Genomic DNA, 25,674 nt, shown 5'->3' with positions numbered 1-25,674 from the left:
TCAACTTTCATCGGAATACCGCCCATGCGCGCTGCCCAGTACTCCTCCTTCGGCAACCCGGCCGACGTCCTTGCGATTGCCGATGCCGCCCTGCCCGAGCCCGGCCCCGGTGAGGTGCGCATCCGCACCGTGCTGGCCTCGATCCACAACCACGATCTGCTGACCGTGCGCGGGCTGTATGGCTACAAGCCGACGCTGCCGGCGATCGGTGGCAGTGAAGCACTGGGCGTGGTCGATGCACTCGGCGACGGCGTCGACGGCCTGCAGGTTGGCCAGCGGGTGGCCGCCGCCTCGGTGCATGGCACCTGGGCCGAAGCGTTCATTGCACCGGCACGCATGGTGATTCCGATGCCGGAGGCGATCCCCGACGAAATGGCCGCACAGCTGATCGCGATGCCACTGAGCGCGTTGATGCTGCTGGAGTTCCTGCGTGTCGAAGCGGGCCAGTGGATCGTGCAGAACACCGCCAACGGTGCCGTCGGCAAGTCGCTGGCGATGCTGGCGCGGGCGCGCGGCGTGCACGTGGCCAACCTGGTGCGCAACGCCGATGCCGTCGCGCAGCTGCAGGCACTGGGCATCGATCACGTGTTCGATACCTCGGTGGACGGCTGGAAGGATCGCGTGCGCGCCGCCACTGGCGAAGCGCAGGCGGCGGCCGCAGTGGATTCGATCGGCGGTGATGCCAGTGGTGATCTCGTCGACCTGCTCGGTCACCACGGCACCCTGGTGTCGTTCGGGGTGATGAGCGGCGAGCCGATGCGCATTCCCGCCGGCGGCCTGATCTACAAGGAAGCCACGGTGAAAGGCTTCTGGGGCAGCAAGGTCAGCCAGGCGATGGCGGTGGAGGACAAGCGCCGGCTGGTCGGCGAGCTGCTCAAGCGTGCGGCCGGTGGTGAACTGACACTGCCGGTGGAGCAGGTCTTTGCACTGGACGACATCGCCCAGGCGGTGAAGGCTGGTGCCGGATCGGGCCGCAACGGCAAGGTGTTGCTGCGGCCGTGATGGCCGGGCAACCGGGGTCAGATCCCTTTGCGTTGGAAAGGAGCTGACCCCCGGGAGGAGTGCGGACCAACGGTCCGCACCCACCGAATCAGCGGCTCAGGTGCAGGAACTGCAGGTGCCGTTCGTACTGGCTGATGATGTCGTTGATGATCTGCTTGCGGCTGTAGCCCACCAGATCGTAGTCCTGGCTGCCTTCGTACAGATGCACTTCGGCGCGGTAGTAGCGCTGATTGCGCAGCTGCTGTGCGGCGAACGACGGGGTCAGATAGCCACTGAGGATTACCCGGTACTGGAAATCCTGCTGCTCGCCGTGATTCACCGACAGCTCCATGTCACCGGCCTCGAAGCGCGTCGCCACATCCCAACCCTGCCCTCGCAGCTGCTCGGCCACCGCCTCCATCGCCGGCTTCACGGTGTCGTCCATGAAGCGGTAGACCTGGTCGCGCACCGGGAAGTGCATGGCCTGGCTCAGGCGCTGGCGCCAGCCCTGGTGGTGGCGGTCATCGCCGATCAGCGGCGAAGGCCGGTATTGCTGCGCGCGTTTGCGATGCGACTCATCGCTGAAGGCGCGGGTCAGGCCCCACATCATCAGCAACAGCACCGCCGAGAACGGCAGCGACGCCAGCACCACTGCCGATTTCAATGCATCGATGCTGCCGGCCAGCAGCAGACCAGCGGTCAGCACCGCGATCACCGTGCCCCAGAACACACGCAGCCAGCGCGGGCCATCGTCCTCCGGCGCACCGCCGTGCGAGGACAGCGTGGACAACACCACCGCCCCCGAATCCGCCGACGTCACGAAGAAGATGAAGCTGACCAGCACCGTCACCGCGATCACCGTGCGGCTCCACGGATAACCATCCAGCAGTGCATACAGCACGGTCGGTGGATCATCCACCGCCAGCTGCGCCAATTGCTGCTGGCCGTGGTGCAGCACCTGGTCCAGCGCGCTGTTGCCGAAGATCGACAACCACGCCAGGGTGAAGCCGAGCGGGATCAGCAGCACGCCGAACACGAACTCGCGGATGGTGCGGCCACGCGAAATGCGCGCGATGAACAGGCCGACGAACGGCGCCCAGCCGATCCACCAGGCCCAGTAGAACACCGTCCAGCCACCCAGCCATTCCGGCCGGCCGCCATAGGCATACACGTCGAAACTCTTGCCGACCACGCTGCCGAGGTAGTCGCCCAGGTTCTGCATCAGCGTGCTCAGCAGGTACTGGGTCGGCCCTGCGCAGAGCATGAACAGCACCAGCGCGATCGCCAGCAGCATGTTGATGTTGGCCATCCAGCGCACGCCCTTCTCCACCCCGGAGACGGCCACGGCCACCGCCGCGCCCATCATGCTGACCACCAGGATGATCTGCACCAGGTTGGAGTGCGGGATGTTGAACAGGTGCGACAAGCCGGCGTTGAGGTGCAGCACGCCGAAGCCCATGTCGGCGCCGATGCCGAACACGGTGGCGACAATGCCCAGCGCGTCCACGGTGTAACCGATCGGGCCATTGATGCGCTTGCCGATCAGCGGGTACAGCGCCGAGCGCAGCGCCAGCGGCAGGTTGTGGCGGTAGGCGAAGTAGGCCATCGCCATCGCCGCCAGCGCGAACACCCCCCAGCCATGCAGGCCCCAGTGCAGGAACAGCAGCTGCATGGCCTGGCGCGCACCGGCTTCACCGGCCGCCGGATCGCCCTGCGGGGGCTGCAGGTAATGGGTCAGCGGTTCGGAGACGCAGAAGAAGAACAGCGTAATGCTGATGCCTGCGGCGAACAGCATGCCGGCCCAGGAAAGGTAGCTGAACTCCGGCTCGTCATGGTCGGCACCAAGCTTGATGCCACCGTACTTGGACAGCGCCACGCCGACCACGAACACCAGGTACAGGGTCATCGCCAGCAGGTAGTACCAGCCGACATTGAGGGCGGCCCAGTCCTGCGCCTTGACCAGAAGGCGGCCCGCACCGAGCGGGAACAGGCTGACGAACAGCGCGAACGCCACGACAATGATCGCCGCGAAGGCGAACACAGGCCGAAGGGTGCGCACCGGGGATTGTTGCGGCTCCAATGCTTCCATGGGGCGGCGTTCTCCGGCAGATCAAAGGGTTAGCCGACCGATTCTGGCTGAACCGCAGTGGACAGAGCATGAAGTTGCGGCCTGCGGTCGCAGGCCGCACTGGTGATTCCGTGTTATCACGCGCGCGCCGGAGCGTGCCTGCGAGCACAGCCGCGCGGGCCGCGTGTGTCGCGGCCACGCGCGTATTGGCCAATCACGACATTACGTGCACCGCGCACAGCTTGTTGCCATCCGGATCGCGCAGGTAGGCCAGGAACAGCTGGCGCCCGGCCATGGTGCGGATGCCGGCCGGGTCTTCGATGGCGGTGCCGCCATGGGCCACGCCCGCATCCTGCCAGCCACGCACGGCCTCGGCGCTGTCGAGGGTGAAGCCGATGGTGCCACCGTTGGCATGGCACGCCGGCTGCCCATCGATCGGTGCAGTGACGATGAACATGCGGCCATCCTTGAAGTACACCAGCCGACCCTTGTCATCGAAGACACCCGCACGGGCGCCCAGAGTTGTGAACAGGGCATCGTAGAAGCGATGCGCGGCGTCCATGTCGTTCGTTCCAACAGTGATGTGGCTGAACATGCGGGCACTCCTTGTGGAAAGCCGCAGTGTCGGCGAGCGCGGCGGGCATCGCAAATGCACGCCTTCGGCCCGCTGCTGCGTGCGCAGGGTTTGTCGCGCGCCGCTCGATCACCCTATAATGGGAATCATTCTCATTAATGATCGATGCCGATGGCCGTGCCCGCCGCCTCCAGCACTGCGCTGGCGGGGTTCTACCGCGAACACCATGGCTGGCTGCTCGGCTGGCTGCGCCGACGTACCCACAATGCCGACTGCGCCGCCGACCTGACCCAGGACACCTTCCTGCGATTGCTCAGCCGTCGCGTCGATCCGTCCGAACTGCGCCTGCCGCGTGCCTATCTCAGCACCATCGCGCACGCCCTGCTGGTCAACCACTGGCAGCGCGCGGACCTGGAGCGCGCCTACCTGGCCGCACTGGCTGCGCAACCGGAGCCGGTGCACCCGTCCGCGGAGGAGCGCACGCAGGCGCTGCAGCTGCTGCATGCCATCGCCGACATGCTGTCCGGCCTGGCCGAACGCCCACGCCGTGCGTTCCTGCTGGCACGACTGTCCGGCCTGGGCTATGCGGAGATCGGCCAACAGCTGGGCGTGTCCGAGCGCATGGTCAAGAAGTACATGGCGCAGGCGATGCTGCATTGCCTGCGCCTGTCCGGCGACGCCCCGGCATGAATGCCGCACTGGCCAGCCCCGCGCTGGAGCAGGCGGCAGAGTGGTTCGCGCTGCGCCAGCAGGGCTGGAGTGACGGCGACCAGCAGCGCTGGCGCGCATGGCTGCAGGCCGATACCCGTCATGCCGATGCGTGGCGCCGGGTCGAGACGGTCTGGCAGTCTTTTGCTCCCCTCTCTGCACCGGCGGCAGCAACGGCGCTCGATGCTGCCGGCCGTCGCCGCCGTCGCGCGCTTCGCAGTCTCGGTGGCGCCCTCGGCATCGGTGCGGTCTCCCTGCTCGGCCTGCACGGGCTGCGCGAACAACGCGGCCTGCAGACACAGCGCACCGCTGCCGGACATACCGGGCACTGGACGCTGATGGATGGCAGCCAGTTGTGGCTCAACGCCGATAGCGAAGTCACCATCGACATCGGCAGCGGCCGCCGCGCCCTGCACCTGCTGCGTGGCGAACTGCTGCTGCAGACCGGCCACCACCCCGTCTTCGCCGACATGCCCTTGAGCGTGCATGTGCCGGGCGCACGCCTGCAGCCGATCGGCACCCGCTTCGCGGTCGGCCGCGAGGCGCAGGGCAGCCGCCTGGACGTGTTCGACGGTGTGGTGCGCTGCCTGCCGCAGTTCGGCGCATCGTTGGACGTGCCCGCCGGCCGTGCGTTGCAGATCGGCCCGATGGGCGGACTCTCCCCGGTGGCTGCGGATCCGCTGCGTGGCGACTGGCAGGACGGCAGACTGCAGGTGCAGGACGCGCCCTTGAACAGCGTCATCGACGAACTGGCGCGCCACCACCAGGGCTATCTGGGCTGTGATCCGGCGCTCGCCGCATTGAATGTCACTGCCGTACTGCCGCGCCTGGACAGCCTGCAGGCCCTGCAACTGCTGGCCCGCGCCCTGCCGATCCGCATCGAGCAGCGCTGGCCGTGGTGGACCGTCGTGCGTCCGCTTTGACATCGCGGTTCCCTTTCTGTGCGCTCACCGGGCACTACAAGGGAACCCATTGCGGATGTTGCCGCCCCATGAAACTGCCCTGCCCCTCCCCTCGCCCCCTGGCCATCGCGCTGTGCCTGGCCATGGCCTCCCCGTGCCTGCTGCCGGCCGCCGCCAATGCACAGGACACTGCGGCCGCCATTCGCTGGCAGATCCCGGCTGGCCCGCTCGACCAGGCCCTGACCGCGTTCGGCCAGCAATCGGGCCTGTCCATCGCCGCCGACGCGCACCTGACCCGCGGCCGCCACAGCAACGGCGTGCAGGCCACGCTCGGCACGGATGCCGCATTGGCACAGCTGCTGGCCGGTACCGGCTTGGCGTTCCAGCGTGATGCCAGCGGCGTGGTGCTGCAGGCGGCACCGAACGCCGAAGCCGGCGTGCGCCAGATCGGCACCCTGCGCGTGGCCGGCGAGGCCAGCGAAGGCGCTTCGCCGTGGGGGCTCGCCGATGCCGATGCGGTCTACCGTGACAGCGGCTCGCGCGTGCACCTGGACCACCAGCAACTGGAACGTTTCCGCGGCCAGTCGATCGGCGATGTGCTGGCCGGTGCGGTCGGCGTGCATACCGCAGACGTGCGCAATGGCGGCGCACTCGACGTCAACATCCGCGGCCTGCAGGGCCAGAACCGGGTGCCGGTGATCATCGACGGTGGCCAGCAGGCCATCGACGTGTACCGCGGCTATGCCGGCGTGCAGCAGCGCAGCTATCTCGACCCGGACCTGATCAGCGCGGTCAGCATCGAGAAGGGGCCGAGCCTGGCCGCCAACGCGGCCAGCGCGATCGGCGGCGTGGTCTACATGGAAACGCTGAATGTCGATGACATCCTCGACGACGGCCAGGCCTGGGGCCTGCGCGTGCGCGGCGGCGTGGCCGACAACAGCATCGACCGCACGCGCGTGTTCAAGCAGGTGGCGCGTGGCAGCGAGAACCGCAACAGCCTGCGCGACCCGCGTGACTGGAATGGCAGCGTGGCCTTCGCCCAGCGCGGCCAAGACTGGCAGCTGGTGGCCGCTTACGCACGCCGACGCCAGGGCAACTACTTCGCCGGCAGCAACGGTGCGCATCGCTACGACGACCAGCACCTGTCCAGCGGCGGCACGGGCATGTCCAGCCAGGCGGTCTCGGACATGTACCACCCGGGTGATGAAGTGCTCAACACGCACACCGACAACGAATCGGCGTTGCTGAAGTTCACCTGGACACCCAACCCGGACCAGCGCCTGGAGCTGAGCCACCGCTACTTCAATTCCAGCTTCGGCGAGATCATGCCGTCGGCGATCGGTCGCGTGGGCGAGTCCAACGAATGGGTGACCTACGTGGACAAGGCCAACACCATGTTCCAGTTCGAGCCAGGGAAAATGCGGGTCAACGCCACCTCGCTGCGCCACCGCTACCGGCCCGAGGCGTATCCATGGCTGGACCTGAGCAGCACCCTGTGGTTCACCACCGCCACCAGCCACATGTTCAACAGCAACATCGCCAACACGCCGCTGTTCAAGGAAATGGCGTCCGACCAGATGCCCGACACGCTTGGCGAGACCTACGGCCCCGGCCTGCAGTCGGACGTGAAGACCCAGCGCTGGGGCGTGGACAGCAGCAACACCACGCGCTTCACCAACGGCCTGGGCGACTGGACGCTGCGCTATGGCGCCGCCTTCCAGCATGAAGACACCGCACCCAACTCGCCGGTGCTGCCGGTGGACTACAACAACAACCGCTACCTGCGCTCGGGCACGCGCCGCGAGGCCAGTGTGGTGGCATCACTGCAATGGCAGCCGTGGGACTGGCTGTCGCTGACCGCTGGCGGCCGCTTCATCGACTACCGCACCCGTGACCGCAACCGCGTGGCCTTCGTCAGCGAATCGCGCGACCTGCGCTACACCTTCGCGCGCCTGAGCAAGGGTGGCCAGCTGCTGCCGGGCTGGTACAAGGAGTGGTACCCGGATGCACAGGGCAACTACACCTATGACTCGCTGCGTGCCACGCCCTATGGCGACAGCACGCTGGGCCAGGCCTATGACTTCGATGGCTTCATTCCCGATCCGCGTGGTGCCAACGGTTTCTATACCAAGCAGATTCCCACCGCCTGGGGCTACAAGCCGGCGATCCGCCGCTCGGGCCACGGCTTTGCGCCGTATGCCGAGGCGCGCTTCAACCTGGACGCGGACATGTTCTTCTACGTGAAGTACGCGCAGGGCTGGAAGATGCCCAGCCTGTTCGAGTCGACGCTGGGCAACAGCACCTCGGCACCGGTGGCTGACCTGAAGCCGGAGAAGAACCGTTCCTGGGACATCGGCTTCAGCCTGCTCAAGCAGGACCTGTGGCGTGACGGTGACCGCCTGGCATTCAAGGTGGCCTGGTTCAAGAACGATATCGACAACGCCATCACCCGTCGCTTCGATTCCAGCAACTGGGCGTTCTACGTCGACAACGTCGACAACTACACGGTGTCCGGCTACGAGCTGCAGTCCGGTTATGACGCTGGCATCGCCTACCTTGACCTGTCGGCCAGCTACTACCAGCGCGCGCGCACCTGCGATGCGGCCACCGCCAAGCGCCTGCGCGAAGACCCGTATGCGAAGTGGAGCAAGCTGGACACCACGCCGGACTGCGTGGACGGTGGCTTCGGCACCTCGTTCGTCAACGCACAGAACCCGCCGAAGTACTCGATCCACAGCACACTGGGCTTCCGCCTGTTCGACAAGCGGCTGGATACCGGCATCCGCCGCACCTACAACAGCGGCCCCACCCACGAACTGGACAAGCCGTGGAACACCACCGGTTCGACCGGCCTGCAGAACATCTACCTGCCGACCGCGATCTATGACTTCTACGCACGCTGGCAGTTCACCCCACGCAGCGAAGTGGAGCTGGTGGTCAGCAACCTGCGCAACACCTACTACATGGACACGCTGGCGATGAGCCTGATGCCCGGCCCGGGCCGCACCACGCGGCTGAACTTCACCGCACGTTTCTGAACCCTGCGGATGCGGCGGCGCCCCGGAGGGATCTTCCCCCGGGGCGCTTGCTTGCGGCGGCTCACGCCCTGGTAGGTGCCAACCGTGGCTCTGGTAGGCGCCAACCTTGGTTGGCGCAACGATGCATCACTTCGCGGTACTCAGCAGCAGCACTGCAACAGTGACCAGCGCAATGCCGACCCAGCCGATCGGACGCAGGCGGTTGCCGAACAACAGGCGGCCGCAGGTGGCGGTACCGATCACGCCGATCGCACCCCACATCGCATAGGCAGTGGCCAGGTCCATGTAACGCACGGCCTGGCCCAGCAGGGCGAAGGCGATCCAGACCATGACGATCGCAGCGACGCCCCAGCGCCAGCGACGGAAGCCTTCCGACTTGGCCACCATCATGTTGGCGGCAACGTCGATCAGCGCAGAACAGATCACGAAAAACAGGGCCAGGGTATTCATCAGTGCGCCTCCCCGAGGGTGACGCAGACGATGCCGACCACCGCCAGCACCAGGCCGGCCAGCTGCTGCAGCGACAGGCTTTCACCGAAGACGGTGAGGCCGACCACGGTCAGCAGGGTCAGGCCCAGGCCTTCCCACACTGCGTAGGCCACGCCCACGGCGATGCGGCGCACCGACTGCGCCAGGAAGAAGTAGGACAGCGCCAGCGCGCCGGCCATGATCAGATAGCCGGTCCAGCCGCCATCGCGGGCGGCATGGGCCATGAACGAGGTGCCGACCACTTCGGCGACGATCGCCACGGTCAGACAGGCCCAGGCGACCAGCGCGCCACGGGCAGGAACAGTACGGGACATGTGAAGCTCCTTGCAGGGCGGGGACCGCGCCGCCTTTTTCAGTCAAGCCACGCCGTGCGTGGAGGGTCCGGAACGCCCCGCAGACGGGGGCGACGGAAGCCAGTATCATCGCCTTTTACGGTGGTATCAAAATGGATTCCATCGACCGGAGCGATGGATCAATGCCGTATTCCCCTGAATCCCTGCAGGCCTTCGTGGAAGCCGCCGCGCTGGGCTCCTTCTCGGCGGCGGCACGTCGCCTGCGCAAGACGCAGTCGACGGTCAGCACCGCCACCGCCCACCTGGAAGCTGACCTGGGCGTCAGCCTGTTCGACCGCAGCGGGCGCTATCCGCAATTGACCGAGGCTGGCCGGCAGGTGCTGGGCCACGCGCAGGAGATCCTTGCCGCCGATGCCCGTCTGCAGCAGCTGAGCGTGCGCCTGGCTGCGCCGGTCGAGTCGCGCCTGACCGTGGTGTTCTCCGATGTCTACCAGCTGGATCCGGAGCAGCGGATCCTGCAGCGGTTCGCCGAGGCATTCCCGGAGATCGAGCTGGAATGGCTGGATGCCGAAGGCCAGGACGTACTTGAACTGGTGAGCAGCGGCCGCGCCGCGCTGGGCCTGCTGCCGCGCCAGGAGCGCTATCCGGATGAACTGATGGCACGGCCGCTGGCGCACCACAGCGAACTGTCGGTGTATGTGGCGCGCGAACATCCGCTGGCCAGCGCCGGCCGTCGCGCTGCCGCGCAGCTGGCGCGGCACCGGCAGGTGCGCTTGAGCGCCGAGGTCGACCACGCGCGCGTGGTTACCGGCCTGGCCTGGACCGCCACCGATTACCTGATGGTGATGGAGATGGCTGAGGACGGCATCGGCTGGGCCGAACTGCCGCGGGCGTTGGTGCAGCGCTACGACCGCGGGCGGCTGGTGGAAGTAGTGCTGCCCGGCTGGCCGAGGCGCATCCACAGCGACCTGCTGTGGCGCCGCGACACACCGCCGGGACCGGCCGCACTCTGGTGGGCCGACGCGCTGGGGTGAAAAAGGGGACGGAGGGGATTAAGTCGTTTGTGCCCCGGCGGTACTGGGCACAAACGACTTAATCCCCTCCGTCCCCTTTTATCTGTCAGCGATGCGCCAGCGCGTAATCCAGCGCCGAGCACACCGCCGCCACCTGGGCGTCGTTGCACTGCTGCGGGGTCGCCCGCGGGCTGTCCGGATAGACCTCGGTGGTGGTGGTGTACTTCGCACCGGTAATGCCGGCGCACAGCGCCAGCTTCACCAGCGGGTACTCAATCACGCCATGCGCCACCACCGGCGAACCGATGATCTCGCCCTTGTCGTCAGCCGGCGCGATGTGGGTGACCTTCTCCACCGCAGCGATTACTGCCTGATGGAACGCCGCCTGCGGGTTCTCGCTGTCGTCCACCAGGTAGAAGCCATCGGGAATGAGGCCCGGCTCGAACGGCTTGCCATCACGCGCGGCCAGCGCCGGGCGGAACTCGCTCTCGTCACTATCGGTGGTCTCGTGCAGGTCGATGTGCAGCACGAACTGGTCCTTGATCGGTGCAACCAGTTCGATCAACGCGGTCGACTCGCGGGCCGGGCCATCGGCGCGGAAGTTGCGGTTCGGGTCGATCGCATCGAAGTTCCAGCGGTTGATGCGCTCGAAGCCCCACGGATTCACGCACGGCGCCACCAGCAGGTTGGCCCTGCCGGCATAGTCGGCCGCGTGCTTCTCGAGGAACTCCAGCGCGCCCATCACGCCGCTGGTCTCGTAGCCATGCACGCCACCGGTGACCAGCGCGGCCGGCAGCGCCGGGTTCCAGTCGCGGCTGCGCAGAGCGAACAGCGTGTAGGTCTCGCCGGCATAGTCGAGCTGGCCATAGGCCACCTTGTCGAAGCACGAGGCCAGCGCCTCGATGCGCGGCAGCACCTCCTCGTCATAGCGACGCAGGCGCTGCTGGCGGCCACGCCACGCCTCCCGTTCCGCCGCTCCCCACGGCTGGCCAGGGGTTCCGACGGGATAGAAAGCGGCTTGGGACATGGCAGATCTCAGCGAGTCAGGAAGCAATCGCCCACTCTACCACCGGCCCATCGGCATGAACCGGCGGCGCATTCCAATGGCGAATGGAATCAGCAATAATTCTCATTTACCACCTTCCACGACCCGCACCAATGCCCATCCACGCCCTGCAACCGGCCCGCCTGCCCCTGGCTGCCGCCCTCGCCCTGTGCCTGCTCCCGGCCACCAGTGCCTTCGCCCAGGACGGCGCCACCACGCTGGACAGCATCCAGGTCTCCGGCAGCTGGCTGGGCACCGGCCTGCATGACAGCGTCAAGCGCTTTGCCGGCGCACGCACGGTGGTCGACCGCCAGCGCATCGAGGCCAGTGGCGCGGCCAGCATCGGCGATGCCATGCGCCGCATCCCGGGCGTGCAGGTCACCGATAACTCCGGCACCGCTGGCAGCTCGGTGTCGCTGAACATCGGCGTGCGCGGCCTGACCGGGCGCTACTCGCCGCGCTCGACCGTGCTGCTCGATGGGGTGCCGCTGGCAGTGGCGCCGTATGGCCAGCCGCAGCTGTCGTTCGCGCCGACCAGCCTGTCCAACATCGAATCGATCGACGTGGTGCGTGGCGGCGGCGCGGTGCGCTATGGGCCGCAGAACGTGGGCGGCATCATCAACTTCAGCACCCGCGCCATTCCCACCGAAGCCGGCCTGCACGGCGAAGCCGGCGTGCGCCATACCGCCTACGACCATGGCGGCGGAGACAGCACGCAATACAACGCCTTCCTGGGCGGCACCGGCGGCAATGGCCTGGGCGCGGCCCTGCTTTACTCCGGCCAGGATGGCCGCGGCTGGCGCCAGGGCAGCGATGACCGCTTCAACGACCTGGCGCTGAAGTTCGCCTACGCCATCGACGCCCAGCAGGAACTGCGTGCCAAGCTGTCCTACTACGATGTGCGCTCGCTGACCCCGGGCGGCTTGACCCGTGCGCAGTACGAGGCCGACCCGTTCCAGAACACCCGTCCCACCGATTTCTGGAAGGGCCACCGCACCGGCATCGACCTGGGCTACACCAACACGCTGTCGGACAACAGCGAGTTCGAGGTGCTGGCCTATTACAACGAGAGCACCCGTGCCAGCTCGCTGATCAACGCCACCAGTACGCAGGTGACCGTGCAGCCGCGCGACTACCGTGTGCTCGGCATCGAGCCGCGCTACACCCAGCGCCTGCACTGGGGCGCCAGCGTGCACGACATCACCGCCGGCTACCGTTTCCTGCGCGAGCGTGGCAACGACCGCAGCTACACCGTCACCCGCCGCACCGGCGTGGCAAGCGCCACCAACCGCTTCGACAACGCCACCGACGCGCACGCGGTCTACATCGACGACCGCATCGCGATCGGCCAGTGGCGGATCACCCCGGGCGTCCGCATGGAATGGATCGACATGGACCGCCGCCAGGCCGGTGGCGCGGCGACCTTCAGCAGCCGCAACGACAAGGCCCTGCCCTCGATCAACATCGCCTACCTGCTGACCCCGCAGCTGACCGTGTTCGGCAACTACACCACCTCGTTCGGGCCGGTGCAGAACATCCAGCTGAATTCGCAGAGCGCCAGCAACCCGCTGAACCCGGAAATCGCCAGGACCACCGAACTGGGTGCGCGCTGGCAGGACGGTGCACTGCGCGCGGAAGTCACCGTGTTCAAGATGCGCTTCGACAACCAGATCCTGCAGGTACCGGGCATCACCCCGCCGACCTTCCAGAACATCGGCGCCACCGACCACAAGGGTGTGGAAAGCGCGCTGGAGTACCGCTTCGCCGAGGACAGCGCGCTGGCCGGGCTGGAGCTGTACGCCAACTACACCTGGACCAAGGCGATCCAGCAGTCCGGTGACAACCGCGGCCTGGACGTGCCGTTCTACTCGCGCGACACCGACAGCGTCGGCGCCCGCTACGCGCTGGCCGGCTGGACCTTCAATGTCTCCAGCACCCACCAGAGCGGCCAGTTCTCCGATGCCGCCAACACCTGGCAAGAAACCGCCGATGCGCGCGTGGGCCGCGTGCCCGGCGTGCGCCTGTGGAATGCACAGGTGGCCTGGCAGGTGCCGGGACTGGGTGACAGCGAGATCGCGCTGGGCGTGAACAACCTGGCCGACAAACGCTGGTATACCCGCAACGTCGATGGCAATGCCGGCCGCATGGTGGCTGCGCCGCGCACCTTCTACGTGCAGGGCCGCTACCGGTTCTGAGGCGATAGCCGCCCGATACAGTGACGGCGGTGCTCACGGTGGCGGCGTATCATGCCGCCACCATGTCATTGCCTGTTTCGCCATCGCGCCTGCACCTGGCCTTCCAGGGCCTGCGCCTGCGCCTGCGTGGCAGTGACCTGTGGTTCATCGCGCTTGCCCTGCTGGTCGGCCTGATCGCCGGCTACCTGACATTGCTGCAGTCGGGCATCGCACGCTGGCTGCAGGGCACCCTGTACGGGCTGGACGACGGCATGCGCCTGAGCTCCCTGCCCTCGCTGACCTGGACCGCGCTGCTGGTGCTGCCACTGGGTGGCCTGCTGGTCGGCCTGGTCAGCCTGGCCGCGACCCGGCTCAAGCGGCCCCTGCTCGATGCGGTCGAAGCCAATGCGCTGCACGGCGGCCGCATGTCAATGCGCGACAACCTGATCGTGCTGACCCAGACCCTGCTGTCCAATGGTTGCGGCGCCTCGGTCGGCCTGGAGGCTTCGTATACGCAGATGGGCGCGGGCAGCGGCTCGCAGCTGGGCCGGGTGATGCGCCTGCGTCGCAACGACGTACGCATCCTGGTCGGCGCTGGTGCCGCCGGTGCCATTGCCGCCGCCTTCGGTGCGCCGCTGGCCGGTGCGTTCTATGCGTTCGAGATCGTCATCGGCGCCTACACCCCGGCCGCGCTGGCGCCGGTGGCGGTGGCCGCGTTGGCCGGGGCGTTCGTGGCCGACCAAGCCGGCATCGAGGCCTACCTGCTGCCTGCCGCCTCAACCATCGACGTGCGAGCCGCCGACTACGCCATCTACGGCCTGCTCGGCTGCTGCTGCGCGATGGTCGGCATCGCCGTCATGCGCCTGATCGCCTCGATCGAAGGCACGGTCAAGCGCAGCCCGTTGCCACTGTGGGGCCGGCCTGTGGTGGGCGGACTGCTGCTGATTCCGCTGGCACTGGCCAGCCCGCAGGTGCTGTCGTCCGGCCACGGCGCCCTGCACCTGGACCTGACCACGCACCTGCCGCTGATCTGGATCGGCGGCCTGCTGACCCTGAAGTGCCTGGCCTCGGGCATCTCGCTGGGCTTCGGCTTCCGCGGAGGCCTGTTCTTCGCCTCATTGTTCATGGGCACCCTGGTCGGCGCCCTGTTTGCCGGCCTGCTCGCCATGGCCACCGGCGTGCCGGTGATCGACGCCACCTCGGCCGCGCTGGCCGGCATGGCCGCACTGGCCGCTGCGGTCGTCGGCGCACCGATGACCATGGCCATGCTGGTGCTGGAAGGCACCCACGACTTCCTGCTGACCAGCGTGGTGATGAGCGCGGTGCTGGTCTCTAGCACGCTGGTGCGGCAGTGGTTCGGCTACTCGTTCTCGACCTGGCGCATGCACCTGCGCGGCGAGACCATCAAGAGCGCGCGCGACGTGGGCTGGGTGCAGAACCTCAACGCCGGCCGGCTGATGCGCAAGGGCGTGGCCACCGCCCCGGCCGACCTCGATGCCGCTGCTTTCCGCCAGCGTTTCCCGCTGGGCTCCGGCAGCCGGGTGATCCTGATCGACAGCGAAGGCCACTATGCCGGCATCGTGCAGATCCCGCGCGTCTACGCTGACGGCGTGAAGCCGGAGACCGCGATCGGCGAGTTGGCCGAGAACCGTGACGTATCACTGTCGCCGGCAGCTGACGTGGTCAGCGTGATGCAGCGCTTCGACCAGACCCAGGCCGACGAACTGGCGGTAGTCGCCGCCGACGGACAGGTGCTGGGCGTGGTCTCCGAAGCCTTCGTCCGCAAGCGCTACGCCGAGGAGCTGGACAAGCGCCAGCGCGAGCTGATGGGCGAGCGCGTCGAGGACACCGACTGACCTGCTAAAAGGGGACGGAGGGGATTAAGTCGTTTCTGGCACATCTGGATATCCATGCGTCGGCGTGGATCGACTGTCACTTCGGCGGGGTAGACTCCGGCCATGCGCTTCATTGAAACCTTCCAGGCCGGCCCCTTCGCCGACACCGTGGTCAGCCTGCTGGCCGCCTTCGTACTGGGTACGCTGATCGGTGCCGAGCGCCAGTACCGCCAACGCACCGCCGGCCTGCGCACCAACGTGCTGGTGGCCGTCGGCGCCGCCGCCTTCGTCGACCTGGGCATGCGCATCGCCGGTAGCGCCGAGGCGGTGCGGGTGATCTCCTACGTGGTCTCCGGTGTCGGTTTCCTCGGCGCCGGCGTGATCATGAAGGAAGGCATGAACGTGCGCGGCCTGAACACCGCCGCCACCCTGTGGTGCTCGGCGGCGGTCGGCAGCTGCACCGGTGCGGACATGCTGGCCGAGGGCGTGCTGCTGACCGTGCTGATCATTGCCGGCAACACCCTGCTGCGGCCGCTGGTCAATGCGATAAACCGCATTCCGATCAACGAGACCGCCACCGAAGCGACCTACGAGGTGCGCCTGAGCGTGGATGCCGAAGCCGTGCCGCGGGTGCGCGAACGCCTGGTCGATGCGCTGGAGGCTGCGCAGTATCCGGTCGGTGATGTACAGGTGGTCGAGCATGCCGACGCGCCCACTGATGTGATCGCGGTGCTGGTCAGTACGGCCGTCAGTGCCGACGAGCTGGACGTGGTGCTGGCACGGATGGAAGACGTGCCCGGCGTGCTGCACGCCACCTGGGAAGTCAGTACCCGCGATTGAAAGGGCGTGGATGGTTCACCCACCCGCCCTGCGCTGCTGCGCCCGCAGCAGCTTTCGGAATGAACCGCACTGGCGCGCGTCCTGCGCTTCCGGGCAGGCTGCCGCGCGTTGCAGGTGGCGGCGCACCCGCTGCAACTGGGTGATCTGTTGCTGCAGCACATCGGCCTGCGCCAGCAGGGCCTCACGATCCAGCGTGAGGCATCCGCGTTGAGGTGGCAGCGATGCCCCGATCTGCTGCAGCGACAGCCCTGCCGCCTGGCCGAGGCCGATCAGCGCCAGCCGTTCCAGCACCTGCTCGTCGTACTGCCGGCGCAGGCCGCGACGGCCCAGGGCCTGCAACAACCCCAACTGCTCGTAGTAGCGCAGGGTCGAGGCCGGCACGCCACTGCGCTTCACCACCTCGCCGATGTCCAGTTCACGCACGGGCTTGACCTCAAGTCGCCTTCAAGCATCAACCTATGGCCAACTTCCCGGAAGGACAAGGCCATGGCCAGTACATCCCCCGTTGATCAGAATGCGCTCTGGAATGGCCCCGGCGGCCAGATCTGGGTCGCCCAGCAGGCCATCCTCGATGGCCTGTTCCAGCCGATGGCCGACCTGCTGGTGGCCGAACTTCCGGAGACCGTCACGCAACTGCTCGACATCGGCTGCGGTACCGGCGCTAGTCTGCTGGCCGCAGCGGCCACGCGCCCGGCGGCACACTGCACCGGTCTGGACATCTCCGCGCCGATGCTGGCGCTGGCCCGCCAGCGCGCCGAGGCGGCAGGACTGAACGCGGACTTCATCGTGGCCGACGCGCAGCGGCATCCGCTGCCGTCCGTGCACTTCGACTGGATCCAGTCGCGGCTGGGGGTGATGTTCTTCGAGGATACGGAGGCCGCCTTCAGCAACCTGCACCGCGCGGCGCAACCAGGCGCGGGGCTGCGTTTCATCGCCTGGCGCAGTGCCGACGAGAACCCATTCATGACCACCGCCGAGCGCGCCATCGGTGGTGAACTCGATCTACCACCCCGTGCGCCAGGAGCACCCGGCCAGTTTGCCCTTGCCGATGGCGAGCGCGTGCGGCGCCTGTTGCAGGCCGCTGGCTGGAAAGATGTGGAGGTGATTGCAGTGGACCTCCCCTGCTCCATCGCCCGCGACGAGCTGCCGACCTACGTCGGCCAGCTGGGCCCGTTGGGCCTGGCGCTGCGCGCGATGCCGGAAGACCGTGCCGCCGTGCTTCGCAACAGGGCACTGGCTGCATTCGCGCCGTTCATCGAAGGCGACCGCGTTCGCGTGGATGCCGCCTGTTGGCTGGTCCGCGCCCGGGCGTAGGAGACGGAGGGGATTAAGTCGTACTTGCCCCAGGTGTGCCGGAAGCGACTTAATTCCCTCCGTCCCCTTTTTCTTTTACAGCGCCTCGCCAGCGTCGGCCAGGCGCGATTCGATCAGTGCATACCACTGCTGCAGCACGTCGATCAGCATGTCCAGCTCGGCATCGGTGCGCTGTGCGCGGCCGCTGCGCAGGCAGGCCTGGGCTTCCTGCAGCTGGGCCAGGAAACCGGCCACCGTATCAGCCTGCAGGATCAGGCCCGGCAGGCGTCGCCCGGGGATGCGCACCACGGCATGGTTGCCGAGCTGCCCGTACACGCTGAGAGTGGCTTCCGTCTTCATGGAGAGGGGCAGGAATTGGGCATTCATCGCGTGCACCGTGGAAAACCTGAGCCGCCGGCAGGCGTGATCAACGGGGGAGACGTAACCACGTCCTGCCGACGGTCAGGGGGGACTCGGGATGCCGGAGCGATGCCCCGGCGCAGGAAAACTCAGCGTGGCTGCGCCACCCCGGCGATCTGCACGCGGCGGTTCGGCGCCAGGCAGGCGATCAGCTCGCGACGATTGCGCTGGTCGCACTGCACGACCGGCTCCGCCGCGCCACGTCCTTCGGCACTGATGCTGGCCGCGGGCACCCCGCCCTGGACCAGTGCGCTGCGCACGGCGTCGGCGCGGCGCTGCGACAGTGCCTGGTTGTAGCTGGCACTTCCGATCCGATCGGTGTAGCCGGTCACCCGGATCGACTGAACCTGCGCAGCCTCGCGCACCTGCGCCAGGATGCCCTGCACCGCACGCTGCCCTTCCGCGCTGAGCACCGCGCTGTCGAAGCCGAACAGCGCGTCGGCCGACAGCCGCAGCGGCTGCTCCGGTAGCGGTGCCGGTGCCGGCGGGGCTGGAGGCCGCGGTGGTTCCAGCACAGCCGCGCACGATTGCGGCTTCCAGTAGCCGCCCTGCGCGATGCCCTTGCTGTCGAATCGGACCTGGAACTGGCAGGTGAAGTACTCCGCGCCCTGTGCAGTGCGGAAATTGAACAGGTAGTTCCACTCGCGCACGCCCCACATGCCTTCATTGAAATGCGGCGTACCCAGCAGCGTGTACAGCTGGCGCTTGCTCATGCCCGGGGCGAAGCGGCGCAGGTCGGCGACGTCGGGATAGATGCCTTCCTTCAGCGAGGCCTTCGAGGCCTCCGGGAAGTGCACCGAAGTGGCTTCGGCAGGAGCGTCGGCGGCCGGTGCATGGCTGCGGCAGGCGGCCAGCAGGCCCATTCCCAGGATCAGGCCCAGCGTGGCGGCGAGCTGGCCGCCGCGGGCGATGCGATGCTGTTTCATGTCATTCCCCCTGTAGACGTTTCCGCGATGCCGGGCCGCGCGTGCGGCCCGGCGGCGGGGATCACCACTGGATGCCGGCACCGACGGCCACGCCGGCCTCGCCACGGCTGTTGGTCGATCCGCTGAACTTGTAGATCCAGCGGCCGCCTTCGGAGACACCGGAGATACCCAAGGCCACGCCCGATTCGCCGTTGTAGCTGCCGGCTGCGATCGAGGCCATGCTGCGGCCCGCCTCGCTGGGCTGCGGCAGCGCCGCAGTGGCCATCGCCGAAGCGATACCGGCCGAGGCACGGTTGTCGGTCTTGCGCAGGTCGCGCTCGAAGCCGCCCATGCGCTCGTCGGTGTAGGCCTTCGACCAGTCCAGGGTCTGTGCCATGCCCGACTTCAGCTGGTCGACGTTGACCGCGTCGGTACCGGCGGTGCCGGCGGCAACGTTGCGCACCGTGGTCGGGCCACTGCTGGTGCTGCCCAGGGTGACACTGTTGTAGTTGGTCGCACCGTTCACCGTGGTGTCGTAGCGGATCGTGCCCTGCTGCGAGGCCTGCAGCTGGCGCACGTTGACCGCGTCGGTGGCCTGCGAGCCGTCAGCCACGTTGACCACCTGGCGTTCGGCACCGGCTGCACCGACCGAGACCGTGTTGGCCCGGTTCGCCACCGAACCCGCACCCAGCGCCACCGAGTTGTCGGCCTGCGCCTGCGAACCATTGCCCAGCGCAGTCGAGTTGGCACCGGCGGCGGTGGAGCCTGCACCACCGGCGGCCGAGTTGGCACCGCTGGCGGACGGGTCGGCCAGGTTGTTGGTGTTGTTGGCGCGGAAGCTGCCGGCCACGTTGGTGATGTTCTGGATCTTCTGGTCGGTGTACTTCTTCGATTCATCGATGGCGTAGTTCACGCCGTTCCTGAGCTGGCCGACGTTGGTCGCGTCGTAGGTGTCGGAACCGTCGGCGACATGGGTGATCTTGCGCTCGCTGCCGGTACTGCCGACCGAGACCTCGCCGGCCGAGTTGCTGGCACCGGTCTGGCCATAGGCGCCGGTGTAACCGCTCTGCGCGCCGACGCTGGCCACCGAACCGGCACCCAGGGCGACGCTGTTGCCGGCACTGGCGTTGGCGCCGTTGCCTACCGCCACGCTGTTGGCACCGGCCGCACTGGCCTGCGGGCCGACCGCCACCGCCTCCGCACCGGCAGCCGTTGCAGCCGCTGCCGTCGAGTTCACCGCCAGGTAGGCACTGCCACCGCCACCGTTGGTGATGCGCTGGTTGAGGACCTTCAGCGAGCCATCGACGGCAGTGAAGGCGGCGGTGACGTTGTTGTAATCGCCGCTGCTGAAGGTGCCATCGGTAGCGATGCTGGAGATGCTGAACGTTGGCGCGGTCCACACATTGGTCGCGCCGTTGTAGGCGGTGGTGCCGCCGAAGTAGTTGGCGATGGTGCTGTGGGTGCTGAACAGCTGGTCGCCGGTGATGGCATCACTGCTGCCAGCCAGGATGCTGCCGGCGGCGACGTTGGTGATCTTCACCGCGCCGGTGCCGGTGCCGGTCAGCGTCACGCTGTTGAGTACGTTGCCGCTGCCATCGACGTCGTACTTGACGGCCAGCTTGTCGACCTCTCCGGTCTGGTCGGCGACGTTGGCCAGCGAATTGCTGACCGCGTCGAAGGCGGTGCCGACGTCGTTGTAGCTGCCCGTGGTCACGGTGCCGTTGGCGGCGACGTTGTTGATCGAGTAGGTCGGTGCGGTCAGCACGCCGCTGGCGTTGACCGCAGCACCACCGCCGAGATGGGTGGCCACTGCCTGGTTGGCCGCGAACAGCTGGGCACCGTTGATGGCCTCGCTGCTGGTGGCACTGACCTGGCCCGGGCCGAGGTTGCGCAGCGTGGTGGCAGTGCCGGTCTGGCCGAGCGTGGCACTGGCGTAGTTGACGCTGCCGTCGCCGTTGAGGTCATAGCGCAGGGCGCCCTGCTCCGAGGCCTGCAGCTGGCCGACGTTGACCGCATCGGTCGCAGCGGTACCCGCGGCCAGGTTGGTGACCTGGCGTTCGGCACCGGCAGCACCGATCGAGACGGTGTTGTCACGGTCGGCAAGGCTGCCGGCACCCACTGCGATGCTGTTGGCTGCGGTGGCGCGGGCGTTGGTACCGACCGCGATCGAGTCGGCGCCGCTGGCCAGGGCCTCGGTGCCGGTCGAGTTCACCCGCAGGTACTTGGTTCCACCGTTGCGGATATCGGTGATCTGCGTGTTGAGATTGACCAGCGAGCCATCCACCGCAGCGAAGGCATCGGTGGCGTTCTCGTACAGGCCCTTGGCAATGGCACCACCGGTGGAGATGGTGCTGATCTCGAACAGCGGTGCGGTGAAGATGCCGCTGGCGGGATCGAAGGCCGCGCGACCGCCGAAGAAGCTGGCGATGGCGCTGTTGGTCGCCGCCAGCTGGCCGCCGTTGACCGCTTCGAGGCTGCCTGCGGTGACCGCACCTGCGGCAAGGTTGCCGATGGTGGTGGTGCCGGTGCCAGCGCCGAGCGTGACCCGGCGATAGTCCGGATTGCCGGCGCCGTCCAGGTCATAGGTCACTGCAGCGGCCGCCACATCGTCGATCAGGCTGATCGCACCCTTCAGCTGGGCCACGTTGACCGCATCGGTGTTGGCGCTGCCTGCGGCAAGATTGGTGATCTGGCGCTCGCCGCCACCGGCAGTGCCCACCGACACTTCACCGGCGGAGACCTGCGGCGCAGTGAGGCCGTAGGCGCTGTAGCTGGCCTGCGCGCCGCGCAGTGCTGCAGAGCGGTAACCCAGTGCGACCGAGTTGGCCTGGTTCGACGTCGCCTCGGCACCCAGCAGGGTCTGACCGTTGGCGGTGCCGACGGCGCTGTCGCCGACGATCACTGAATGGCCCATGCGCGCGGCATAGTCGGCCGTCGGCACGCCTGTTGGATTGCTGGGGTCGTTGACGCCGTCGCCGGGGAAGGCGACGTTGGCGTCGACTTTCGGCAGCTCATGGCGTGCGTTTGCACCGATCACCACTTCCTTCGAACCGTTGGCGAAGGCGCCATCGCCCATCAGTACCTGGTAGTCCTGTGCCGCATTGACGGCCCAGCAGGAGATGTCGGCCAGCGCGATGTCCAGGCACTTGGCCGCCCAGGCCGGGGAATCCGTCGGCAGCAGCAGGCCGAGCAGGCCACCCGGATTGCCGTTGTTGATGTTGTAGATATAGCTGTCGGAGGTGACGCCACCGATCAGGGTCAGGTGCGAGCTGCCACCCGTGACTGCGCCGCCCAGGCCGTTGAGCGTGCTGCCGACTGGCGACAGGTTGACCACCGGCAGGCCCAGCACATTGACCGTTGAATAGGTCTGCATCACGTTGGCGTTGCTGAGCTTGAGGTTGCCGTTGCTCAGGTAGCCATTGCCACCGAACAGGCTGGTGGTGGTCGGCCCGATCAGCTGGCCGACATTGCCGACCAGGCCACCGGTGCCGATGATGAGGCCCGCATTCGGGTCGGCCGCCGCCGGCGCCTTCGGGCTGGTCGGCGGAATCGCAGAGGGTTTGGTCAGGCCGAGACCGCCCAGCGTGCCACCGACCAGGCCACCCACGGCGCTGCCCAGGTTGCCGATGGTGCCATTGAGATTGCCGTTGAGCAGGTTGCCCACCGCGCTGCCGACATTGCCCAGCGTGCTACCCAGCACACCGCCCAGGCCGCTGGTGGGGCTGCCGGTGGTGCCGTCGAGAATGCCGCCCACTGCACCACCGACCGTGCCGACGGTGTTGTTGAGCGTGCCGCCCACTGCGCTGCCGACCTGACCAACCGTGCCGTTGAGTGCACCGCCTACCGCACCGCCAACCGTCCCGACGGTGCCGTTCAGTGCACCGCCGACTGCGCCCACTGTGCTGTTGAGCGTGCCACCCACTGCGCCGCCAACCTGGCCAACCGTGCCGTTGAGTGCGCCACCTACTGCGCCGCCAACCGTCCCGACGGTGCCATTCAGTGCACCTCCGACTGCGCCGACGGTGTTGTTGAGCGTGCCACCTACCGCGCCGCCAACCGTCCCGACGGTGCCGTTCAGTGCACCTCCGACTGCGCCGACGGTGTTGTTGAGCGTGCCACCTACCGCGCCGCCAACCGTTCCGACGGTGCCGTTCAGTGCACCGCCGACTGCACCGACCGTGTTGTTGAGCGTGCCGCCCACTGCGCCGCCAACCGTTCCGACGGTGCCGTTCAGTGCACCGCCGACTGCGCCGACCGTGTTGTTCAGCGCGCCACCTACTGCGCTGCCAACCGTTCCGACGGTGCCGTTCAGTGCACCACCAACTGCGCCTCCGACTGCGCCGACCGTGTTGTTGAGCGTGCCGCCCACTGCGCTGCCCACGGTACCGACAGTACCGTTCAGCGCACCACCGACCGCACCGCCGACCGTGCCGACGGTGCCGTTCAACGCACCACCAACTGCACCTCCAACTGCGCCGACCGTGTTGTTGAGTGCGCCGCCCACCGCGCCACCCACCGCGCCGACAGTACCGTTCAGCGCACCGCCCACCGTGCTGCCGACCGCACCCGCAGCACCGTGGAGCGTCCCGCCGACGGCGCCCACCGCGCCGCCCACCAGGTTGCCAACGCCCAGCGCGCTGTGCTGCGCGGCGACGGTCGCCTGTCCGGCCAGCTTCAGGTTGCGGTCGGCGATCACGTCCTGGCCGTCCGGCGCCTGCACGCGCACCTTGCCGGCGGCGCCGGCATCGAACGCGGCGCTGATGGCACGATCATGCGTCTCACCCGGCAATTCCTCCTTGGCCGGCAGCTTGACCGCGGCTGTTGCCCGGGCCTGGCCCTGACCTTCGATGTGATGGCCAGCCACCGCCAGACGTGCGTCGGCGTTGCCGTCAACGGCGGTCTTCAGGGACGAACCGCTGAGGCCCGCCAACGCCTTGGCACCAGCATCGATCGCAGCGACCTGGCGGCCGGCGACGCCGATCTTGGCCTTGGCGCGCGCGTCGGCGGCGACGCCCAGCGGCGCCTGCGCGCCCGGCGCAACGTGTGCGGCCAACGATGCATCCACCTGTGCCGCCGGCGCCGAGGTGTTGCCCAGGCCGACATGGGCACGGACATCGGCCGCCAGCGCCGGCACGGCCACCTGCTTCGGTGTGGTGTTCGCAGCCAGCTTCACCTGCACGGCTGCCGGCAATACGTGACGCACCACCGGCAGGGACGTGGTGTTCAGCTGCAGGCCCAGGCGGGCGTCCGCACTGATCGCAGGGCTGCTCTGCGCCTGTCGCGCAGCGGCAGCCAGGGCCACTTCGGCGTCGACCTTGACCGGCATCGGCTGCGCATACTTGGCGGCCAGTGCCTGCAGGTCACGCAGCGATTGATTGGTTTCCGATGCCCCTGCGTGGCCGCTGGCCAGCGCGCACAGCAGTGCCAGGGCCAGGGCGGTGGGCATCAGCAGGAAGGCGCGCGGATCGCGTGCGGCGCTGCCGCCGCTGTCGCCGGTGGCCAGTTCCGAGGCCACAACCAGAGCGTTGAGCTGGCGGTTCCACACACGCCGGTAGATGCGGTTCATGAGCATTTCCCCCGTAGGCGAACAACTGGAATGTCAGTGGACTTGCCGTTAGGCAGGTGACTGACATTTCAGCGGTTGCAATGGCGGCGGCGCACTTCAATCCGGCACGGCAATCGCGCATTCCGGCAAATCCACGGCCGGAATCGGCAGCCGTTTATGCAGAAGCGGCAACATGATCGGCAAGCGGATATGCAATTCCGGCATGAACGCCGCGAAAACCCTTGCGGGGCTTGGCTCAGGCCGGCTGGCCGATCTGCGCAGGCGCGCGCATCAGGGTATCGCGCGGCAGTTCGCCGAATACCTTGCGGTAATTGTCGGCGAAGCGCGAAAGGTCCCACAGGCCGCAGCTGAGGGCGATGGCTTTCACCGAGCGACGGCTGGAATCGGCCATCGACAGGCTGCGGCAGGCCGCGCACAGGCGCAGCATGGAAAGATAGCGGTTCGGCGAAGTACCAAACAGGTCCTCGAACGCATAGCGCAGGCCGCGCTCGCTGACGCCTGCGGCATCGCAGATCTCATTCATGTAGATATTGCGGCGCAGGTTGAGCCGCATGAAGTTCTCTGCTCGCTGCGCGATCAGATAATGCGTTCGCCGGGCGCGGCTGCAGCCCGGGCGATCCGCCGCACCGGCGCCCAACAGGGCCTGCACATGCTCATGCAACAGGGTTTCGGTTTCTTCCGGCTGCAAGCCTGTGCCCTGTCCCAGCTGCAGGTGCAGCTGCTGGTAATGGCGTGCCAACGGCGTGGCTTCGCTGGCCAGGTTGAACAGCGACAGTGCCTGGCCAGCGGGTGGCGTGCTGCGCAGGCTCAGTTCGGTCAGCTTGCGCTGCACCCTGGCCACCGGCACCAGCATCAGGGTCATGTGCGTGCCCGGGCTCAGGGTGAACTCACTGATGCCCTCCGGCATGATCGTCAACGCCATGCCCGGCGTGAGCGGTACGCCATGGCACCAGCTCAGCGTCTCATCGGTGGCGTGCAGATACCCGAGCATCGCCCAGTCCGGTGGCAGCATGAAGCGGCCACGGCAATGGAAGCCGCAGCTGATGCTGCAGAACAGGGCTTCCTCGTGCACGCGCGAAGCGAACGCCGCACGTGGCCCGTTGCCATCGAGCAGCAGCAGTTCGACATCACAGACGCGAAGCACGCCGCTCAGCGTGGCCAGGTCTATAGACCGCAGGCCGCTGTCGTCGCTGCCTTCTACCCCACCATCGACCATGACAGTGTTGTCCCCCGTTGATCCGCCATGCGATGCGGCCCCCACTGCCTGACAGGGCGCGCATCGATCCATTAGCCACTTCCGATGCCAAGCCGGTCGCACCGCCTCCGAGGCGGCCGACCAGGGAAATGCAATAGCTTGAATGCGAGTATGCCCAATAATCCGCAAAGGTAAACCCGCAGACAGGAATGATAAAAATAGATACACAGATGAAGAAAATGTCGGGGCCAGTGGCACGGTTTTCGCATGCCCTGAAAATGGAATCACATTATCTGCACGACCATGAATCGTTTTGCCTGCGAACGGATTCTCGT

Annotated in this window: 19 protein-coding genes; 9 read left to right on the top strand and 10 right to left on the bottom strand. The window is 67.5% G+C overall.

The window, feature by feature from the left end:
* Window positions 1-24 precede the first annotated feature (24 nt).
* The gene (locus V3B30_RS18950) at window positions 25-1,002 is read left to right on the top strand and encodes a zinc-binding dehydrogenase (RefSeq protein WP_100472943.1); all 978 of its coding nucleotides are present in this window, start codon (window positions 25-27) and stop codon (window positions 1,000-1,002) included.
* Between the two features lie 88 nt (window positions 1,003-1,090).
* Here the strand turns inward: V3B30_RS18950 and betT are convergent, their stop codons facing one another.
* Window positions 1,091-3,070, bottom strand: coding sequence for a choline BCCT transporter BetT (gene betT / locus V3B30_RS18945; protein WP_100472946.1), 1,980 nt, complete (start codon window positions 3,068-3,070; stop codon window positions 1,091-1,093).
* A gap of 193 nt (window positions 3,071-3,263) precedes the next feature.
* Window positions 3,264-3,644, bottom strand: coding sequence for a VOC family protein (locus V3B30_RS18940; RefSeq protein ID WP_100472948.1), 381 nt, complete (start codon window positions 3,642-3,644; stop codon window positions 3,264-3,266).
* A gap of 150 nt (window positions 3,645-3,794) precedes the next feature.
* Here V3B30_RS18940 and V3B30_RS18935 point away from each other — a divergent pair, with 150 nt between their 5' ends.
* The 3 genes from V3B30_RS18935 (at window position 3,795) to V3B30_RS18925 (ending at window position 8,271) form a co-directional block, all read left to right on the top strand.
* A complete protein-coding gene (locus V3B30_RS18935; protein ID WP_100472949.1) occupies window positions 3,795-4,313 on the top strand; it encodes a sigma-70 family RNA polymerase sigma factor in 519 nt (172 codons plus the stop codon).
* On the top strand, window positions 4,310-5,254 hold the full coding sequence (locus tag V3B30_RS18930) for a FecR domain-containing protein (protein WP_262083256.1): 945 nt from the start codon (window positions 4,310-4,312) through the stop codon (window positions 5,252-5,254). The genes V3B30_RS18935 and V3B30_RS18930 overlap by 4 nt, the downstream gene beginning before the upstream one ends.
* 68 nt (window positions 5,255-5,322) lie before the next feature.
* Window positions 5,323-8,271 (top strand): TonB-dependent receptor, encoded by a 2,949-nt coding sequence (locus V3B30_RS18925; RefSeq protein WP_262083255.1) that lies wholly within the window; start codon window positions 5,323-5,325, stop codon window positions 8,269-8,271.
* Between the two features lie 126 nt (window positions 8,272-8,397).
* Here the strand turns inward: V3B30_RS18925 and V3B30_RS18920 are convergent, their stop codons facing one another.
* Together V3B30_RS18920 and V3B30_RS18915 are read right to left on the bottom strand one after the other, a co-directional pair.
* Window positions 8,398-8,721, bottom strand: coding sequence for an SMR family transporter (locus V3B30_RS18920; RefSeq protein WP_121503503.1), 324 nt, complete (start codon window positions 8,719-8,721; stop codon window positions 8,398-8,400).
* Window positions 8,721-9,074 (bottom strand): SMR family transporter, encoded by a 354-nt coding sequence (locus tag V3B30_RS18915; protein ID WP_010485170.1) that lies wholly within the window; start codon window positions 9,072-9,074, stop codon window positions 8,721-8,723. The genes V3B30_RS18920 and V3B30_RS18915 overlap by 1 nt, the downstream gene beginning before the upstream one ends.
* 161 nt (window positions 9,075-9,235) lie before the next feature.
* Between V3B30_RS18915 and V3B30_RS18910 the strand changes: the two genes are divergently transcribed.
* Window positions 9,236-10,087 (top strand): LysR family transcriptional regulator, encoded by an 852-nt coding sequence (locus V3B30_RS18910; RefSeq protein ID WP_262083254.1) that lies wholly within the window; start codon window positions 9,236-9,238, stop codon window positions 10,085-10,087.
* 85 nt (window positions 10,088-10,172) lie between these two features.
* Here the strand turns inward: V3B30_RS18910 and V3B30_RS18905 are convergent, their stop codons facing one another.
* Complete coding sequence (locus V3B30_RS18905; RefSeq protein WP_262084340.1) at window positions 10,173-11,093, bottom strand: M14 family metallocarboxypeptidase; 921 nt, start codon at window positions 11,091-11,093, stop codon at window positions 10,173-10,175.
* Window positions 11,094-11,224: 131 nt separating this feature from the next.
* Between V3B30_RS18905 and V3B30_RS18900 the strand changes: the two genes are divergently transcribed.
* The 3 genes from V3B30_RS18900 to V3B30_RS18890 all read left to right on the top strand — a co-directional run bounded on the left by V3B30_RS18900 (window position 11,225) and on the right by V3B30_RS18890 (window position 15,960).
* Window positions 11,225-13,306 (top strand): TonB-dependent siderophore receptor, encoded by a 2,082-nt coding sequence (locus V3B30_RS18900; protein ID WP_262084341.1) that lies wholly within the window; start codon window positions 11,225-11,227, stop codon window positions 13,304-13,306.
* A 62-nt stretch (window positions 13,307-13,368) separates the two neighbouring features.
* On the top strand, window positions 13,369-15,141 hold the full coding sequence (locus V3B30_RS18895; protein WP_262084342.1) for a chloride channel protein: 1,773 nt from the start codon (window positions 13,369-13,371) through the stop codon (window positions 15,139-15,141).
* Window positions 15,142-15,243: 102 nt separating this feature from the next.
* The gene (locus V3B30_RS18890) at window positions 15,244-15,960 is read left to right on the top strand and encodes an MgtC/SapB family protein (RefSeq protein WP_100472975.1); all 717 of its coding nucleotides are present in this window, start codon (window positions 15,244-15,246) and stop codon (window positions 15,958-15,960) included.
* Window positions 15,961-15,975: 15 nt separating this feature from the next.
* Here V3B30_RS18890 and V3B30_RS18885 read toward each other — a convergent pair whose 3' ends face one another.
* Window positions 15,976-16,383: a MerR family transcriptional regulator gene (locus V3B30_RS18885; RefSeq protein WP_262084343.1), complete on the bottom strand. Its 408-nt coding sequence runs from the start codon at window positions 16,381-16,383 to the stop codon at window positions 15,976-15,978.
* Window positions 16,384-16,446: 63 nt separating this feature from the next.
* On the opposite strand from V3B30_RS18885, the gene V3B30_RS18880 reads away from it, so the two are divergent.
* Complete coding sequence (locus V3B30_RS18880) at window positions 16,447-17,274, top strand: methyltransferase domain-containing protein (RefSeq protein ID WP_262084344.1); 828 nt, start codon at window positions 16,447-16,449, stop codon at window positions 17,272-17,274.
* Window positions 17,275-17,349: 75 nt separating this feature from the next.
* Here the strand turns inward: V3B30_RS18880 and V3B30_RS18875 are convergent, their stop codons facing one another.
* From V3B30_RS18875 to V3B30_RS18860, 4 genes are all read right to left on the bottom strand, one after another.
* Complete coding sequence (locus V3B30_RS18875) at window positions 17,350-17,640, bottom strand: hypothetical protein (RefSeq protein WP_014037513.1); 291 nt, start codon at window positions 17,638-17,640, stop codon at window positions 17,350-17,352.
* A gap of 122 nt (window positions 17,641-17,762) precedes the next feature.
* Window positions 17,763-18,599: an OmpA family protein gene (locus V3B30_RS18870; RefSeq protein WP_262084345.1), complete on the bottom strand. Its 837-nt coding sequence runs from the start codon at window positions 18,597-18,599 to the stop codon at window positions 17,763-17,765.
* 61 nt (window positions 18,600-18,660) lie between these two features.
* Entirely contained in the window at window positions 18,661-24,144 is a 5,484-nt protein-coding gene (locus tag V3B30_RS18865) for an ESPR-type extended signal peptide-containing protein (RefSeq protein WP_262084346.1), read from the bottom strand.
* 235 nt (window positions 24,145-24,379) lie between these two features.
* Window positions 24,380-25,360, bottom strand: a complete 981-nt coding sequence (locus V3B30_RS18860; RefSeq protein WP_262084347.1) for a helix-turn-helix domain-containing protein — start codon at window positions 25,358-25,360, stop codon at window positions 24,380-24,382.
* Window positions 25,361-25,674 lie beyond the last annotated feature (314 nt).

The sequence above is a fragment of the Stenotrophomonas sp. SMYL41 genome, from assembly GCF_036319965.1.
Lineage (GTDB): Bacteria > Pseudomonadota > Gammaproteobacteria > Xanthomonadales > Xanthomonadaceae > Stenotrophomonas > Stenotrophomonas maltophilia_R.
This window is presented reverse-complemented; position numbering and strand designations above follow the sequence as displayed.

Excerpts from the sequence above, each read along its gene's own strand:
- V3B30_RS18950 (WP_100472943.1), top strand. The coding sequence starts at position 25 with ATGCGCGCTGCCCAGTACTCCTCCTTCGGCAACCCGGCCGACGTCCTT.
- betT (WP_100472946.1), bottom strand. The coding sequence starts at position 3,070 with ATGGAAGCATTGGAGCCGCAACAATCCCCGGTGCGCACCCTTCGGCCT.
- V3B30_RS18940 (WP_100472948.1), bottom strand. The coding sequence starts at position 3,644 with ATGTTCAGCCACATCACTGTTGGAACGAACGACATGGACGCCGCGCAT.
- V3B30_RS18935 (WP_100472949.1), top strand. The coding sequence starts at position 3,795 with ATGGCCGTGCCCGCCGCCTCCAGCACTGCGCTGGCGGGGTTCTACCGC.
- V3B30_RS18930 (WP_262083256.1), top strand. The coding sequence starts at position 4,310 with ATGAATGCCGCACTGGCCAGCCCCGCGCTGGAGCAGGCGGCAGAGTGG.
- V3B30_RS18925 (WP_262083255.1), top strand. The coding sequence starts at position 5,323 with ATGAAACTGCCCTGCCCCTCCCCTCGCCCCCTGGCCATCGCGCTGTGC.
- V3B30_RS18920 (WP_121503503.1), bottom strand. The coding sequence starts at position 8,721 with ATGAATACCCTGGCCCTGTTTTTCGTGATCTGTTCTGCGCTGATCGAC.
- V3B30_RS18915 (WP_010485170.1), bottom strand. The coding sequence starts at position 9,074 with ATGTCCCGTACTGTTCCTGCCCGTGGCGCGCTGGTCGCCTGGGCCTGT.
- V3B30_RS18910 (WP_262083254.1), top strand. The coding sequence starts at position 9,236 with ATGCCGTATTCCCCTGAATCCCTGCAGGCCTTCGTGGAAGCCGCCGCG.
- V3B30_RS18905 (WP_262084340.1), bottom strand. The coding sequence starts at position 11,093 with ATGTCCCAAGCCGCTTTCTATCCCGTCGGAACCCCTGGCCAGCCGTGG.
- V3B30_RS18900 (WP_262084341.1), top strand. The coding sequence starts at position 11,225 with ATGCCCATCCACGCCCTGCAACCGGCCCGCCTGCCCCTGGCTGCCGCC.
- V3B30_RS18895 (WP_262084342.1), top strand. The coding sequence starts at position 13,369 with ATGTCATTGCCTGTTTCGCCATCGCGCCTGCACCTGGCCTTCCAGGGC.
- V3B30_RS18890 (WP_100472975.1), top strand. The coding sequence starts at position 15,244 with ATGCGCTTCATTGAAACCTTCCAGGCCGGCCCCTTCGCCGACACCGTG.
- V3B30_RS18880 (WP_262084344.1), top strand. The coding sequence starts at position 16,447 with ATGGCCAGTACATCCCCCGTTGATCAGAATGCGCTCTGGAATGGCCCC.
- V3B30_RS18875 (WP_014037513.1), bottom strand. The coding sequence starts at position 17,640 with ATGAATGCCCAATTCCTGCCCCTCTCCATGAAGACGGAAGCCACTCTC.
- V3B30_RS18870 (WP_262084345.1), bottom strand. The coding sequence starts at position 18,599 with ATGAAACAGCATCGCATCGCCCGCGGCGGCCAGCTCGCCGCCACGCTG.
- V3B30_RS18865 (WP_262084346.1), bottom strand. The coding sequence starts at position 24,144 with ATGAACCGCATCTACCGGCGTGTGTGGAACCGCCAGCTCAACGCTCTG.
- V3B30_RS18860 (WP_262084347.1), bottom strand. The coding sequence starts at position 25,360 with ATGGTCGATGGTGGGGTAGAAGGCAGCGACGACAGCGGCCTGCGGTCT.